This is a genomic window from Ferribacterium limneticum (genome assembly GCF_020510625.1).
Lineage (GTDB): Bacteria > Pseudomonadota > Gammaproteobacteria > Burkholderiales > Rhodocyclaceae > Azonexus > Azonexus limneticus_A.
Genome location: NZ_CP075191.1, coordinates 1,938,457 through 1,952,147, shown reverse-complemented (window position 1 = coordinate 1,952,147; position 13,691 = coordinate 1,938,457). Strand labels below are relative to the sequence as shown.

Sequence of the window (13,691 nt, the reverse complement as noted above, 5' to 3'; positions counted from 1 at the left end):
TGTGCTCCTTAGACCGAGAACGAAGAGCCGCAGGAACACTGGGCGCTGGCGTTGGGATTGTCGAACTTGAAACCGGTGTGAGTCAGGGTGTCGACGAAATCGACGGTGACGTTGTCGATCATCGGGAAGGTCATGGCATCGACCAGCAGCTTGACGCCATCGACTTCCATTTCCCAGTCGTCGTCAGCCTTCTCGTTTTCGAGCTTCATGCCGTATTGCAGGCCGGAGCAGCCGCCACCCGAGATGGTCAGGCGCAAACCGATAACCGGTGTTTCGGAACCGCGGATAAAACGTTGAACAGCCTTAACGGCAGCGGGGGTCAGATTGATCATGGCGATTCTCCCAGAGGTGATGGGCTATTCATTGCAAGGCCTGTGCCATGCCGGAGAATCAACTTAAGCAACTGAATTAATTGGATTATTGCAGCGCAACGTCTTGTCGCTTTTGCGACAATCAACCAAGAACGTGTTCGTAAGCCCGACGCAGCAGGTTACGTTCGACCTCGGTCAGCTGGCGCGATTCGGTAATCGCGATGAATCGGCTGTTGGTCCGCTCCGCCGCCGAAAACGGCGGATCAATCCCGGCAAAGGCAGCCAGCAGCACCGGCACGTCACCTTCCGGCGTATCGACCCAGGCCTGGAAATCAGCCACCGGTTCGATGGCCCCTTCAGCCAGCCCGAGATGAATCTCCGCCTCGCGGACGGCTGCTGTCGGGTGGAACTGGAGGGTCGGCGAATAATCTTCGTCGCGTAGCGCTGACAGCGGCGGCAGCGGCTTGAAGGCGACGACGCCGGAACTCAAGCAAAGGAAGCGGACACGACCGCTGGTCGCCTGCTTGTGAATCAGAATCAGCCGGGGCAGCGCAGTCATCGCCTACTTCATGTACTCGGCGATCACGGCTTCACCACTCAACTTTTGAGGGTTGCCCCAGATCTGTACCGAGTCGATGTAGCTATCAGCCTTTTCCGGATGCGGCAGCAGCACTTGGTATTCGGCAAAGATGCGGCCATCCGGAAAGAAAGTCGCCTTGCCGAAGCGCGCCTTGCCGCGCCAGTAGGCAACGACACTGACCTCCTGCGAAAAGGGGTCGGTCGCTTCCTCGAACGTGGCCTCGGCCCAAACCGGCTCATCGCCGATCGACAGGCCGAGTTTTTCCACCTGGCTGCGCAAGGCGGTGCACACGGCCTCGCCGAAATCAGGATCAGGTGGGTGTGCTGTCATGTCAGGCTGTCTTGGCATCTCTGGATTCCCGCTTTCGCGGGAATGACAAGGAACCGGCTCAGGCCGGAGCGTAGGTGTAGCAGTCCTTCGGGCAGACCCGCCCACAGGAGCCACAACCGATGCAGTCCGCCGGGTTGGCCAGCGACATGACCATCATGTTGTCGTCTTCGTCATCGTTGTCGTCGTCCAGCTCACGCTCGACCAGATCGAGCACATTGCGCGGGCAGACCTTGTAGCAACGGCCACAGCCGATGCACTTGGACTGGTCGAGTTCGGTGGCGAATTGCGGCGTCCATTCGGTGCCGCCCTTGGTGAGTCCGGTAATCATGCGGGTTGTCCTTTCTGGGCTGCGGCGAGGCGCTTGCTGGCCTCGGCCCAGGCCTGGCAGGCGTCGTAGGTGGATTGGGCGATGCCGGGAATCTCCTGGTAGGCCGCCGGCAGGCGGTCTTCCACGAGGTCGTGCATCTGGGAGGCCCACTCGGAAGCGATGCGCTTCAACTTCTTCACTTCCTTGTCGAGGGCGGCGATTTCTTCGTCGGACATAAGGCCTCCGGGAATTACAGGCCGGCGACGGCCGGATGCTCGCCAATGCGCTCGATGGCGATGGAGAGGATCTTGTCGGCTTCGTCCTTCATCTTGGACAGGTTGGCGAAGCCGAAGCGATGCACGTCACGCAGGGTGCGATCGACGGCAACCAGCTTGCCGACGGTGATCAACGCGCGGCCGAAGCCTTCGTGCGTCAGGTGCACCAGCGGCACGGCGAGCAGCTTGCATTCCTTTTCGATCAGCACGGCGATGGCGTTGTAGAAGGCCTTGACGCGGGAAATGGTCTCGTCGTCCGGGTCGCCGATCAACGGGATTTCGGCCTTGCGTTCCTTGGTCAGGATGTACGGGTCGAGAATCTTTTCGACCGTCCAGCCCTGATAGGTGCCGTAGGTGTCGAGGGCGCGCATCTGGCGGGCCATCTCCTTGACGAAATCGGTTTCAAAGATGGGATCGAGGGCAATGGCTTCAGTCATGGTGATACTCCTTGGGGAACGCGGGGGATTGCTTGGAAATCGGAATCAGTTGGGGGGCAGGCATCAGGCCGGGAACCAGGCCGATGACGACACGCGCGATGCTCAGCGCAGCGAGAAAACCGGCGATGGCACCGAGGGCAGTGGCACCGTCGCTACCATCCAGGGCAGCACCAAGCCAGGCACCAAAAATCATGGCAAAAGCGGGGAAGAGATAGCCAAGCAAGGCAGAAAACGTCAGCTTGCTTTCCGGCAAGCCGATCAGCACGAAGTCGCCGGCCTTGAGGTCGCCGCTGACCGGCAGGGTAAGCAGCGTGGCCGGGCGGCCGCTGGCCATCTTGCCGATGCCGCAACTGCTGCCTTGGCCGCAGGAACTGCAACCGGCAGTTTCCATGGCGACGATGGCCTTGCCATCTTCAACACGCTGGATGATGCCGCGATGTTCGATCATGCCGGCGCTCATCCTTCCCACCCCTCTTCTTCCATGCTGGCGAAGCGGTCTTCGGACTTGGCCTTGGCCTGTGCCGCAAGAGCGCGATCTATCCAGGCGACACCGCCTTCGGTCATCGCCTTGGAGATTTCGAGCAGCAGGTCGTCGATGGCATCGACCTCATCGACACGGATCGGCTGTATGCCCTTGGCCAGCAGCTTCTTGATTGCCGAAGCCCCAATCGCCATGACATAAACCGCGGCGCAGCCTTCGAGGAAATCGACCTTGGCACCGAGCTTGTCCTCGTTGCCATCCATCGCCTCTTCGCCGAATTCGGCCACACCGACCAGCGTTGCGTTCTCCGGGGTGATCTCATAAACAGCGAAGCCCTCGGCGGCGCCAAAGTGCTGATTGACGCGCGAACGGTCAGTGGAGGCGAAGGCGACCTTGATCACGGCTTCCGGCTCCTTCTTAATGGACCAGACCAACTGCAGACGACGAGATGACATAGGGCTTGCCGGCGCCATCGCGGTCGTCGGCCCAGTAGATTGATCGATAGGGTTCGAGTTCATGGTGTTGTCCCAGCATCAGGTTGGCGAGATCGAACAGGGCTTGCCGCGTACCGCGGTAGCCCACCCAGGTGCGGGCATAACCGCCCACGTGGTCGTACTGCGGGAAGCCGGCGCGCATCAGCGGCAGGCCAAGTCTTTGCGCCGTTTCGGCGGCGTGGGAATTGGCGATGATGAATTGCGCACCGGTCGCCCTCGCCTCCTTCTCCATGTCCTCCAGATCACCGATGATGACTTTGGCAATCGGCAGGCCGGCCAGGCTTTCGTGCTTGTGCGGGCTGACCGCGCTGACCACCTCGGCGCCCATGCCGGTCAGGAAACGCGCCTGCATGCCGAGCAAATCCGGATCGGCAGCCAGCGCGACGCGGGCGAAGCCAATCATGAAATGGCTGTCGACCATCGCATCCTGCAACTGGGCACGATGCCGCTCGATCCGCTCCGGTACCGGCTTGCCCGAAATCTCGGCCAGCGCCTGGGTAAAGGCATCGCAATCATCGAGGCCCATCAGGCCTTCAAAGCGGTAGTCCGGAACACCGGTGCGCGCCTTGAGAATATTGGCCGCCTTGTGCAGCGAGGGGCCGACCACCAGTGTGGCAGTCGACTCGCCCATGATCTCGATCTCGGAGCGCGGCGTACCACCCAGGGTCAGCGAAGAGGTTTCAGCTTCGACCAAATGGCCATCCAGCGAATCGCCGATATCCGGCACGACGATGGGGCGCAGGCCGAAGGCTTCAACCCACTCCTTGATCGCCTCGATATCGCCCGGCGTCAGCATGGCCGAAGCCAGCACATTGACCTGCTTCGGCCGCTTGCCGACGCTCTGGCTTTCCGGCACCAGCGTTTCGATCAGCGATTCAATAGCCAGGGCATAGCCGCTTTCCAGGCACCCAACGTAATCCGGGGTACTCACCGGCACCACGGCGACATGGGCAAATTCAGGAAACTTGCTGCGGAAATCGCGCAGGCAACGACGAATGTCCGTCCCCTGCGTTTCCGACAGGCCGGTAGTAACCAGCCCGATGATGTCCGGCTTGCTCTTGTCGGACAGCGTGCGTAGCGCCTCGATCACGTTGTCGTCGGCACCCATGATGCTCGACACCTGATCCATCGCCGTCGTCTGCAGCGGAATCGGCTCGCGGAAATGGCGCACGAAGAAGACCTTGCCAAAAGCCGTGCAGCCCTGCGAACCATGCATCAGCGGCAAACTCTTCGCCAGGCCGAGAAAAGCCAGCGAAGCGCCAATCGGCTGGCTCACCTTGAGCGGATTAACCGCCAGCGCTTTCTTGGAATGGATGATTTCAGCCATTTGGACATTGCCCCGTTGAGATTAAACACATCTCAGCAAGGAACGCGCCAAGCGACTATTCAATAAAAAAACAATGGGTTATTGAAAAATAAGCGTGTAGGAAACCCTACAAAGCGATAACAAATAGGCTAGCTCCCGCCAGGCTCAAGACGGCAAGCCTGGATTGGTCAAAAATCATTAATGCCTGATTGATACCCGTCAACAAAAAATGACATTTGTCTTCTATATTTAAATTGCATTGAACATGACTTCAGGCCTGCCTGCGGCTACAAGCGGCAGGCCACCTTTCAACCATTCAGGGAGAAAAACATGTTGATCACACTTAAATCTATGGCGAACAACAAGTTTGTCTGTGCCGAAAATGCCGGTGCTAAACCATTGATCGCGAACCGTGACGCAGCAGCCGAATGGGAGACTTTCGACACTGTCGATCTGGGCAATAACCGAGTCGCCTTGCGGGCGATGGCCAACAAGAAATTTGTCTGTGCAGAAAACGCTGGCACCCTCCCCTTGATCGCCAACCGGGATGCGGTGGGCCAATGGGAGACCTTCGAGAAAATTGCGATGGGTACCGGCAAGTTTGCTTACCGATCGCTCGCCAATGGCAAATTCATCTGTGCCGAAAACGCCGGCAAGCTCGCCCTGATTGCCAATCGCGACAAGCCGGCCAGCTGGGAAACCTTCGAGGAAATCCCCCTCAAACTCAAAATGTTCGCGCCGGACACCAACGGTTTCAAATTCCAGAACGATGGCTTCAAGAACGACGTCATTCCGGAGCTCAACATTCAAACCGACGCGCTTTGTGGTGGCATGTGCTATGCCGCGCTGGACTACTATTACTCGAGCATGCCGGTGCCTGACCAGCCCTATCGCCCGGCCAGCCGGACGGTACTGCGCCAGTATCTGTACAACCGTCAGGTCGATTCAATCACCTGCAATCTGGACAAATGGGCCGAGGTCATTTTCAACCCCTTCGGCGCCAGGAATACCGAGTTCTTCAACTGGGGCATTTCCGCCGGTCGGATCAGTGAGATGCGAGCCTATATCGACCAAGGCAAGCCCTGTGTGCTTTGCTTCAAGAGCTTGGGCGATCTTGGCCATCAGGTCATCGCCACCGGTTACAAACTGGGGCGTTACAAGGGTGATTTGGGGGCTTACGTTGAGGACTTCGAGATCTACGCCTACGATCCGAACAAAGCCGGCATCCTGCGCACCTTTATCGCAAATCGGGCGCGGCAAGTCTTTTGCCCAAAGGACAACCTCGATATCCAGTATCGGACCTACTTCGTAGACAAGAACTACCACGTTCGCCAACCGCCATCGCTACCCAGCGCCAATTACCCGAATGACGGATTGGTTCACGAACTGGTACTGGCTTTTTCCACGGGTGGTGACGATCTGCGCGGCGGCAACGACAACGTCAATCTGGTCGTCACGCTGGCTGACGGCACCCAGCAAAGCTATCAAAACATCAATCTGGGTGCACACTGGGTACCGAACTCAACCGAGTTTGCCCAGGTTGTTCTGCAGCGCCCCGTCCGCAGGGACCAGTTGCGCAAGCTCGTGGTCAGCACCACCTTCGGCGGCGGCATATCCGGCGACAACTGGGACATGAACGGGCTCGAGATTTTCGTTCGCGGCTCAGGCGTCTATCAACCAATCAAAGCAGTGGGTGCAAAGCGTTTTACTGGCAGCGACAAGACCTTGTCGATCACCTTGTAACGGCCGCGGGTTCTTTTACCAGACGGCACCGACTCGATATGAGCCCGGTGCCGCTGCGGTCTTCTGTTCAAACATTGGCTCAGCGTAATTCAATGATTGCTACGGGCTTCTAATTGCCCTCATCCAGCCCGTACTTTTTTATCTTGTCATGCAGCGTTGTCTTGGCGACCGCCAGCGCTTCGGCGGTACGCCCCAGGCTGCCGTGGCGGCGTAGCGCATCGGCGATCAAGGCGCGTTCGAAGGCTTCGACGGTTTCGGACAGCGGAGTCGGGCCATCGGTGGCCGGCTGCCCGAAAGGGGGGGAGCCGCTTTCGATGCCGAGTACGCAGCGATCGGCAACATTTCGCAGCTCACGGACGTTGCCCGGCCAGGCGTAGGCAACCAGTTGCCGGATCTGGCCAGCCGTTGTTTCCGGCACCGGACGCTGGTGGCGTGCTGCCGCCTGGAGCACGAAATGTTCGAAGAGCAGCGGAATATCCTCGCGCCGCTCACGCAGCGGCGGCAGGTTAAGCGTCGCAACGCTGAGCCGGTAATACAGGTCGTTGCGGAAACCGCCTCGGCCGGCCAGTTCCAGCAGGTCGGTCTTGGTGGCGGCAATGACGCGACAGTCGATCGGGATGCTGGTATTCGAGCCCAGGCGCTCCAGCGTCCGTTCCTGCAGGACGCGCAGCAGCTTGATCTGCATGGCAACCGGCATGCTTTCGATCTCGTCCAGAAACAGCGTGCCACCGCTGGCGTACTCGATCTTGCCGATCCGCCGCTTGCCGGCCCCGGTATAGGCCCCGGCTTCGTGGCCAAAAATTTCACTTTCGAACAAGTTTTCGGGCAGCCCGCCGCAATTGATGGCGACGAAATTGCCACTCCGCCGCGCACTGGCTTCATGCAGACAGCGCGCCACCAGTTCCTTGCCGGTACCTGTTTCGCCGTGGATCAGCACGTCGGCGGCACTGCTGGCCAGGCCGACCAGCATCTGGCGCAGCTTCTGCATCCCCGGTGCCCGGCCGATCAGCTTGCCTTCGAGCTGGTCGCGCTGTTCCAGTTGGCAGCGCAGGTCGCGCACCTCCAGCACCAGCCGGCGCTTTTCCAGTGCCCGCCGCACCACCTCGACCAGATATTCCGGCGAAAAGGGCTTCTGGATGAAATCGTAGGCGCCATCCTTCATGGCCTGGACCGCCATCGTCACATCGCCATGGCCGGTGATCAGCACCACTGGCAATTCGGGGTCGAGGGCCAGCGTCTCGCGCAGGAAGGCCATGCCATCCATTTTCGGCAAGCGGATGTCGCTGACGATGATGCCGCGGAAATCACGGCCCAGCCGGCGCCTCGCCTGCTCCGCGCTGCCCACGCATTCGGTGGCGAAGCCTTCGAGTTGCAGCGCCTGTTCGCAGCCCAGTGCAACGTCGGGATCATCCTCGATGATCAGTACTTTCAGGGCATCAGTCATGGTGTTCGGCCTCGTCGAGGAGCGGGATGTGCAAGGTGAAGATGGCACCGCCATCCGGGTGGTTGGCGCCACTCAGGGTGCCGCCAAAATCGCGGACGATGCCGGCCGAGATGGTCAGCCCAAGACCGAGGCCGACACCGGCCGCCTTGGTCGTGAAAAATGGTTCGAACAAGTGGCTCAGGGCTTCTTCGGCCAGCCCTGGACCGTGATCGCGAACCGTCAGCCTGGCCTGCCCGTCAATGGCCGCACAGTCGAGTTCCAGGCGCGGTGTCGGCTGGCCGTCCATCGCGTCGAGCGCATTGCCGATCAGGTTGATCAGGACCTGCTCCAGCCGGTTTGCGTCGCACAGCGCCCACGGCTCGGGCAGCGGGCAATGGCGGACAACCTCGGCCTTGGCCTGGCGCAGGCGCTGTTCGAGCAAGGCCAGTGCGTTATCAAGTGCGCGGCAAAGCGCAACCGGCTGCAACTGGCCGCTCGATTTACGGGCGAAAGCCCGCAATTGGCCGGTGATGCCACCCATGCGATCAACCAGTTGGGCGATGCGCTCAAGATTGGCCTTTGTCGTGACCAGATCACCCCGTTCGAGAAAGCGAACACTATTGCCGGACAGCGTCCGGAGTGCGGCCAGCGGCTGATTCAATTCGTGCGCGATACCGGTCGACAGCTGGCCGATCACCGCCAGCTTGCCGGCCTGCACCAGTTCATCCTGGGCGGCGCGCAAGGTCCGCTCGGCACGGATACGTTCGGCGACTTCATCGTGCAGCAGCTGGTTGGCCGCCGACAGGTCGGCGGTACGTTCATCGACCTTGCGCTCCAGTTCGTCATGCGCCTTTTGCAGCGCCTCGCGGGCGGCCAGACGGTCCTTCAGGTGGCGGCGCCGCTCGTTGAGGTTCAGGCCGAGCATGAACAGGAAGGCCGCACCGACCAGGGCGAGCATCGCCCGGCTTTGCGCAATTTCGTCAACCTGTTCGAGATGCGAGAGGACCGTCAGCGTCCAGGGGGTGCCAGGCAGTGGGCGGGACTGAGCCAAAAAGCGCCCGGCAACCGGATAGACCGAAACCATCTCCGGCCCTTTTTTGGCAATGCTGACCAGCCGGGCGCCATGATCGAGTGCCGCAATTTCCTTGAGATCGAGCGATGTCAGGGCCCGCCGGTTGTACTGCTGCGTCTGGTCGAAGGCGCGCCGCGTCGCTTCGTCGAGCGGACGCAAGGTGGTGAATTTCCAGTCGGCAACCGAACCAAGGATGACGACGCCGTTCTCGTCGCTGACCATGGCCGGCGCCTCGACAGTACTCCACGATTTTTCGAGTTGCTCCAGGCTGACCTTGATGACCGCGACGCCGAGCGTCCGGCTATCGTCGGTCAGCGTCGAGGCAAGGTAGTAGCCGGGTTCGCCCCGTGTCGTGCCGATGCCGAAGAAACGACCGCTGCCGCTGTCCATCGCCTCACGGAAATAAGGACGGAAAGAGAGATCCTCACCGACGAAGCTGTCGGCGCGGCGCCAGTTGCTGGAGGCGACGACGTGGCCGCGCGTGTCGATGACGTAGATCGCTAGTGTGCCGGCTCGTTCGTTAAGCTGCTCCAGATAGGCGTTCACCCGTGGCGCCAGCTTGCTGTCTGCCGTCTCCCCCAGCAGCGCCAGCACGTCGTGTTCGAGGCCAAGCGTGCCGGGCAGGAAGGCATATTTGCCGATTTCCCGCTCCAGGCTGGCGGTATACAGGTCGAGCCGGTGCAGGCCGGTGGCCTGCAGGTCGGCCAAACCGAGTTGCTGGGCGATGCGGTGCGCGGCAAAGCCGCTCAACACCATCAAGGTGAGGAGCAGCATCAATATCGGCAGGTGGCGCAGGCTGCGGTGGCTAGGCATGGTAGGTGGCTGTCGGTGGCCTATGTTAGAGGATTTCGATCAGTTGTTTGACGATCAGGATGGCGACAACGCCAAGGAAAGCCTGGCGGATGAAACCGGCCCCGTGTTTCAGCGCGAGATGCGTGCCGAGCTGGGCGCCAGCCAGATTACACACGGCCATGATCAGGCCGATGGTCCACAGGATGGGGCCGTGGCTGGCAAAGAAGGCGATGGCCGAAAGGTTGGTGGCGAAATTGATCACCTTGGCACTGGCCGAGGCGCGGACAAAGTCCATGCCGAACACGCGGACGAAGCCGAAGATCAGGAAACTGCCGGTGCCGGGACCGAAGAAGCCGTCGTAGAGGCCGATGACCAGGCCAAACAAGGCCCCGCGCCAGGTGTCGCCGGGACGCGGTTCGTGCGTCTCTTCCTGGCCGAGGTTCTTGCGCAGAAAGGTGTAGATGGCGACGGCCAGCATCATGATGACGACCAGTGGCCGCATCGCCTCGCGCGGCATCCAGGCGACAAGGGCGGCACCCAGCCAGGCGCCAACGAGTGCGGCGGCAGTCGCTGGCAGTACCAGGCGCCAGGGGATGCGCACGGCGCGGGCGTAGCGCCACAGCGAAGCACCGGTGCCAGCAATGCTCGACAGCTTGTTGGTGCCAAACAGCGTCGGGATGGCGGTTTGCGGGAAAGTTGAGAGCAGCGCCGGAATCTGGATCAGGCCGCCACCGCCAACCGCTGCGTCAACCATGCCGGCGAAAAAAGCGGCAGGCGCGAGGATGAACCAGTCGATAGTCATGTTCTGAGAAAAAATGACCCGGCACCAGAGGTACCGGGTCTTAAAAAATTCGGCAAGAGGGGTATGCCGAATTGCAAGGAAAGCAGGCGATTAGACGGCGGAGACCGCGACGATTCCGTCATCCGGGACCGGTAGCGTTTCGTCGGCGTCGGCCAGGGTTTCATCGACCGGATCGATGGCGTTTTCCCACTTGGCGACAACAGCGGTGGCGATGGCATTGCCGAGCACATTGGTCACGGTACGGCCCATGTCGAGGAAGTGGTCGATGCCAAGAACCAGCAGCAGGCCGGCTTCCGGCAGGTTGAACATGGGCAGGACGGCAGCGACGACAACCAGCGAGGCGCGCGGCACGCCGGCAATGCCCTTGCTCGACACCATCAGGACCAGCAGCATGGTGATCTGGGCGCCGATGCTCATCGGAATGTCGTAGGCCTGGGCGATAAACAGCGCCAGGAAGGTGGTGTACATCATCGAACCGTCGAGGTTGAAGGAATAGCCAAGCGGCAAGACAAAGCCGGTAACCCGCGACTTGATGCCGAATTTTTCCAGCTGTTCCATCAGTTTCGGATAGACCGATTCGCTGCTGGCCGTGGAGAAACCGACCAGCATCGGGCCGCGCACCAGCTTGAGCAGGCGGAAGACATCCTTGCCAAGCACGAAGTAGCCGGCCGCGATGAGCAGTGCCCACAGTGCCGCCAGCGCGATGTAGAAGGCGAACATGAACTTGCCGAAAACGAGCAGCATGCCCAGGCCCTGCAGCGTGATGGCGGAGGCGACGGCACCAAAGACGCCGAACGGGGCAAAGCGCATCACGTAGTCGGTGACCTTGAGCATGACATGGACGATTTCATCCATGGTGCTGACCAGGCTACGGGCGGTCTGGTTGTGCAGATGCCCAAGCGCCAGCCCGAAGAAGAGCGCAAAAACGAGGATCTGCAGGATTTCGTTGGTCGCCATGGCTTCGAAGATGTTCTTCGGGAAGACGTGGGTGATGAAATCCTTGAGGTTAAGTGCGCTGGTCTTCAGATTGAGACCGCTAGCGGTCTCGGGCAGCGGCACGTTGAGCGCCTGACCGGGATGCAGCAGGTTGGAAAAAAGCAGGCCGATCAACAGCGAGCAGAACGAGGCGCAGATGAACCAGCCGAGGGCCTTGGCACCAATCCGGCCGACCGTCTTCGAGTCGCCCATACCGGCCAGGCCGGCGACCAGCGTCGCGAAGATGAGCGGCGCGATGATCATCTTGATCAGGCGCAGGAAGATGTCGGTCAGGATGCCGAAGTAGGAGGCGATTTCCTTGGCTTCGGCCGGGCTGCCGGCCAGCGTGTTGCACGCATAGCCAACGATGACGCCGAGTACCAGGGCAATCCCGATCATGGTCGTCAGTCGGTTCATTTTCATGATGTTTTCCTTGTTATGTGCATTGAATGCAGATCTGTCGTTCATGCGGCGTGGGCCGGAATCATTTGCGGCTTGATCAGCCCCTCCGGGCTCATCAGTTGCCGTTCGAGCACGATCTCGGCAACACCGCGCTTGCTGCGGTGCGCTTACCGCTTCTTATTGCACAGCGCGTGCCAGCGCATTGGCTATCGTATGGGATTGATTGTTTGGGCTTTTATGGAGTGCGCTGGAGTCCGGCGAACGGATTTCCGGATATTGCCAGGCAAGCCCGTTCGGAATTCCGAACGGACGGCGTGCGATTCATCTCGGGAATGCAATGCCGGTTGATGGCGATCTTTCGCCCAAAAGGCGAACAGCAACCCGCCCTGCCCTGGCCGGTTGCAGATCGCGACGATCAGCCCTTGCGGCTGAACATCAAGCCACTAAAACAGTGCCCGGGCAGTTCTGCTTGGCCCACGGTGCCGGCTTGCGTACGGCAGCCCACACCGGGCTTTCCATCGACAGCGCCAACTGGCGGGCCAGTTCGCTCATGCCGGCGTAACCGGCGTAACCGAATTCGCGTTCCTGGTTGATGTCGAGGAAGGGAATCCGTGCCTTGAGCGCCGTGTAGAGATTGCGCCCGCCGGCGATCAGGATGTCGGCCTTGTACTCGTGATAGGTCGACAACAGCGCCTTCGGGCTGCCGTCGTCGATCATTTTGGTGTCTTCGCCCATCAGTTCGCGGATGCGCGCCTTGTCTTCTTCAGTCGATTTCTTGGTACCGGTCGCCACCACCTTCATGCCCAGATCCTGCAGGGCCGAGACGATGGACCACGACTTGACGCCGCCGGTGTAGAGCAGGACGCGCTTGTCCTTGAGGCGGGCGCGCCAGGGTTCGAGCGCGGCGTGGGCCTTGGCTTCCTCGCGGGCGATGACCACCTCGGTGCGCGCCGTCAGATCCGGGTCGCCGATCAGCCGGGCAAAATCGCGCAGGGCGTTGGAAACGTCCGCCACGCCGTAGAAGCTGCCCTCGAAGAAGGGAATGCCGAAGCTGCCTTCCATCTTGCGAGCGACGTTGAGCAGCGCCTTGGCACAAACCACCATGTTGACCTTGGCGCGATGCATGGTCTGCACTTCATGGAAGCGCGAGTCGCCGGACAGCGTGCACAAAATGCGCAGGCCGAGTTCGTCGAACAGCGGCGCGACATGCCAGAACTCGCCGGCAATGTTGTATTCGCCGATCAGATTGACGTCGTAGGTCGGCAGGCCGTCGGCGCGCGGCGCAACGGGAGCCGGTTCGGCCGTGCCGATGACGTGCTTGAACATCGCTTCGCCGGCCAGTCGGTTGCCGAGGTTCTTGGTGCCGTAGAAACCGGCCGCATCAACCGGCACGACCGGCGTTCCCCAGCGTTCGGTGGCCGCCTTGCAGACGGCGCCGACGTCATCGCCGATCAGCGCGGTGACGCAGGTGTTGTAGATGAAAACCGCTTTTGGCGAGTAACTGTCGATGGCCTGCTTGATGGCATGAAACAGGCGCTTCTCGCCGCGCCCCATGACCACGTCGGTTTCCGACAGGTCGGTGGTCATGCCGATCTTGTACAGGGTCACGCCGGACGAGCGCGTGCCGCGGTTGTCCCAGGAGGAACCGGCACAGGCAATCGGGCCATGCACGATGTGGGCGACGTCAGCAATCGGCAGCAGCGCAATCTGCGCACCGTCGAAGGAACAGCCGCCCGCGGTGGCGCCCGGCTTGGGCTTGGCGCAGCCGGACTTTTCCTTGGTGTTATGGGTACAGGCCGGCTCGTCGAGCAAGGCCTGAATTTCGCTGGCTTTCATGCTGTTCTCCAGATGTATGGAGAGCATTTAGCAAGACGGGTGCCACCTTTAATTCGTTGTTTTGTATGGATTAAAAGCCGGGAAAATTGTCGCCTTTGCGACAAGCCGGGAAAAACACGACGGCT

At 60.8% G+C, this 13,691-nt stretch carries 15 protein-coding genes; 1 reads left to right on the top strand and 14 read right to left on the bottom strand.

The window, feature by feature from the left end; genetic code table 11:
• Nucleotides 1-8: 8 nt before the first annotated feature.
• From KI617_RS09255 to nifN, 9 genes are all read right to left on the bottom strand, one after another.
• Nucleotides 9-332 (bottom strand): HesB/IscA family protein, encoded by a 324-nt coding sequence (locus KI617_RS09255; RefSeq protein WP_226451711.1) that lies wholly within the window; start codon nt 330-332, stop codon nt 9-11.
• 121 nt (nt 333-453) lie between these two features.
• Nucleotides 454-870 carry a hypothetical protein gene (locus KI617_RS09250; protein WP_226451710.1) on the bottom strand — a complete coding sequence of 139 codons (417 nt, stop codon included), beginning with the start codon at nt 868-870 and terminating at the stop codon, nt 454-456.
• Between the two features lie 3 nt (nt 871-873).
• Nucleotides 874-1,221 (bottom strand): hypothetical protein, encoded by a 348-nt coding sequence (locus KI617_RS09245; RefSeq protein ID WP_226451709.1) that lies wholly within the window; start codon nt 1,219-1,221, stop codon nt 874-876.
• A 58-nt stretch (nt 1,222-1,279) separates the two neighbouring features.
• On the bottom strand, nt 1,280-1,549 hold the full coding sequence (gene fdxB / locus KI617_RS09240) for a ferredoxin III, nif-specific (RefSeq protein ID WP_226451708.1): 270 nt from the start codon (nt 1,547-1,549) through the stop codon (nt 1,280-1,282).
• Complete coding sequence (locus KI617_RS09235; protein ID WP_226451707.1) at nt 1,546-1,764, bottom strand: CCE_0567 family metalloprotein; 219 nt, start codon at nt 1,762-1,764, stop codon at nt 1,546-1,548. The genes fdxB and KI617_RS09235 overlap by 4 nt, the downstream gene beginning before the upstream one ends.
• Nucleotides 1,765-1,778: 14 nt before the next feature.
• On the bottom strand, nt 1,779-2,240 hold the full coding sequence (locus tag KI617_RS09230; protein WP_226451706.1) for a NifX-associated nitrogen fixation protein: 462 nt from the start codon (nt 2,238-2,240) through the stop codon (nt 1,779-1,781).
• The gene (locus KI617_RS09225) at nt 2,233-2,688 is read right to left on the bottom strand and encodes a SoxR reducing system RseC family protein (RefSeq protein WP_226451705.1); all 456 of its coding nucleotides are present in this window, start codon (nt 2,686-2,688) and stop codon (nt 2,233-2,235) included. The genes KI617_RS09230 and KI617_RS09225 overlap by 8 nt, the downstream gene beginning before the upstream one ends.
• A gap of 8 nt (nt 2,689-2,696) precedes the next feature.
• Nucleotides 2,697-3,176 (bottom strand): NifB/NifX family molybdenum-iron cluster-binding protein, encoded by a 480-nt coding sequence (locus KI617_RS09220; protein ID WP_226451704.1) that lies wholly within the window; start codon nt 3,174-3,176, stop codon nt 2,697-2,699.
• Entirely contained in the window at nt 3,139-4,542 is a 1,404-nt protein-coding gene (gene nifN / locus KI617_RS09215) for a nitrogenase iron-molybdenum cofactor biosynthesis protein NifN (RefSeq protein ID WP_226451703.1), read from the bottom strand. Before nifN ends, KI617_RS09220 begins: the two co-directional genes overlap by 38 nt.
• Before the next feature lie 309 nt (nt 4,543-4,851).
• On the opposite strand from nifN, the gene KI617_RS09210 reads away from it, so the two are divergent.
• The gene (locus KI617_RS09210; protein WP_226451702.1) at nt 4,852-6,264 is read left to right on the top strand and encodes a fascin domain-containing protein; all 1,413 of its coding nucleotides are present in this window, start codon (nt 4,852-4,854) and stop codon (nt 6,262-6,264) included.
• 109 nt (nt 6,265-6,373) lie between these two features.
• Here KI617_RS09210 and KI617_RS09205 read toward each other — a convergent pair whose 3' ends face one another.
• The 5 genes from KI617_RS09205 to nifE form a co-directional block, all read right to left on the bottom strand.
• The gene (locus KI617_RS09205; RefSeq protein ID WP_226451701.1) at nt 6,374-7,708 is read right to left on the bottom strand and encodes a sigma-54-dependent transcriptional regulator; all 1,335 of its coding nucleotides are present in this window, start codon (nt 7,706-7,708) and stop codon (nt 6,374-6,376) included.
• Nucleotides 7,701-9,572 carry a sensor histidine kinase gene (locus KI617_RS09200; RefSeq protein WP_226451700.1) on the bottom strand — a complete coding sequence of 624 codons (1,872 nt, stop codon included), beginning with the start codon at nt 9,570-9,572 and terminating at the stop codon, nt 7,701-7,703. The genes KI617_RS09205 and KI617_RS09200 overlap by 8 nt, the downstream gene beginning before the upstream one ends.
• A gap of 25 nt (nt 9,573-9,597) precedes the next feature.
• Complete coding sequence (locus tag KI617_RS09195) at nt 9,598-10,353, bottom strand: sulfite exporter TauE/SafE family protein (RefSeq protein ID WP_226451699.1); 756 nt, start codon at nt 10,351-10,353, stop codon at nt 9,598-9,600.
• A gap of 90 nt (nt 10,354-10,443) precedes the next feature.
• The gene (locus KI617_RS09190; protein ID WP_226451698.1) at nt 10,444-11,751 is read right to left on the bottom strand and encodes a dicarboxylate/amino acid:cation symporter; all 1,308 of its coding nucleotides are present in this window, start codon (nt 11,749-11,751) and stop codon (nt 10,444-10,446) included.
• A gap of 414 nt (nt 11,752-12,165) precedes the next feature.
• The gene (nifE, locus tag KI617_RS09185; RefSeq protein ID WP_226451697.1) at nt 12,166-13,566 is read right to left on the bottom strand and encodes a nitrogenase iron-molybdenum cofactor biosynthesis protein NifE; all 1,401 of its coding nucleotides are present in this window, start codon (nt 13,564-13,566) and stop codon (nt 12,166-12,168) included.
• Between the last annotated feature and the right edge of the window lie 125 nt (nt 13,567-13,691).

What these genes read in the sequence shown, in the direction of transcription:
- KI617_RS09255 (WP_226451711.1), bottom strand. Translation starts at nt 332, where the DNA reads ATGATCAATCTGACCCCCGCTGCCGTTAAGGCTGTTCAACGTTTTATC.
- KI617_RS09205 (WP_226451701.1), bottom strand. Translation starts at nt 7,708, where the DNA reads ATGACTGATGCCCTGAAAGTACTGATCATCGAGGATGATCCCGACGTT.
- KI617_RS09195 (WP_226451699.1), bottom strand. Translation starts at nt 10,353, where the DNA reads ATGACTATCGACTGGTTCATCCTCGCGCCTGCCGCTTTTTTCGCCGGC.
- KI617_RS09245 (WP_226451709.1), bottom strand. Translation starts at nt 1,221, where the DNA reads ATGACAGCACACCCACCTGATCCTGATTTCGGCGAGGCCGTGTGCACC.
- KI617_RS09190 (WP_226451698.1), bottom strand. Translation starts at nt 11,751, where the DNA reads ATGAAAATGAACCGACTGACGACCATGATCGGGATTGCCCTGGTACTC.
- KI617_RS09230 (WP_226451706.1), bottom strand. Translation starts at nt 2,240, where the DNA reads ATGACTGAAGCCATTGCCCTCGATCCCATCTTTGAAACCGATTTCGTC.
- nifN (WP_226451703.1), bottom strand. Translation starts at nt 4,542, where the DNA reads ATGGCTGAAATCATCCATTCCAAGAAAGCGCTGGCGGTTAATCCGCTC.
- KI617_RS09250 (WP_226451710.1), bottom strand. Translation starts at nt 870, where the DNA reads ATGACTGCGCTGCCCCGGCTGATTCTGATTCACAAGCAGGCGACCAGC.
- KI617_RS09225 (WP_226451705.1), bottom strand. Translation starts at nt 2,688, where the DNA reads ATGATCGAACATCGCGGCATCATCCAGCGTGTTGAAGATGGCAAGGCC.
- KI617_RS09235 (WP_226451707.1), bottom strand. Translation starts at nt 1,764, where the DNA reads ATGTCCGACGAAGAAATCGCCGCCCTCGACAAGGAAGTGAAGAAGTTG.
- KI617_RS09200 (WP_226451700.1), bottom strand. Translation starts at nt 9,572, where the DNA reads ATGCCTAGCCACCGCAGCCTGCGCCACCTGCCGATATTGATGCTGCTC.
- fdxB (WP_226451708.1), bottom strand. Translation starts at nt 1,549, where the DNA reads ATGATTACCGGACTCACCAAGGGCGGCACCGAATGGACGCCGCAATTC.
- KI617_RS09220 (WP_226451704.1), bottom strand. Translation starts at nt 3,176, where the DNA reads ATGTCATCTCGTCGTCTGCAGTTGGTCTGGTCCATTAAGAAGGAGCCG.
- KI617_RS09210 (WP_226451702.1), top strand. Translation starts at nt 4,852, where the DNA reads ATGTTGATCACACTTAAATCTATGGCGAACAACAAGTTTGTCTGTGCC.
- nifE (WP_226451697.1), bottom strand. Translation starts at nt 13,566, where the DNA reads ATGAAAGCCAGCGAAATTCAGGCCTTGCTCGACGAGCCGGCCTGTACC.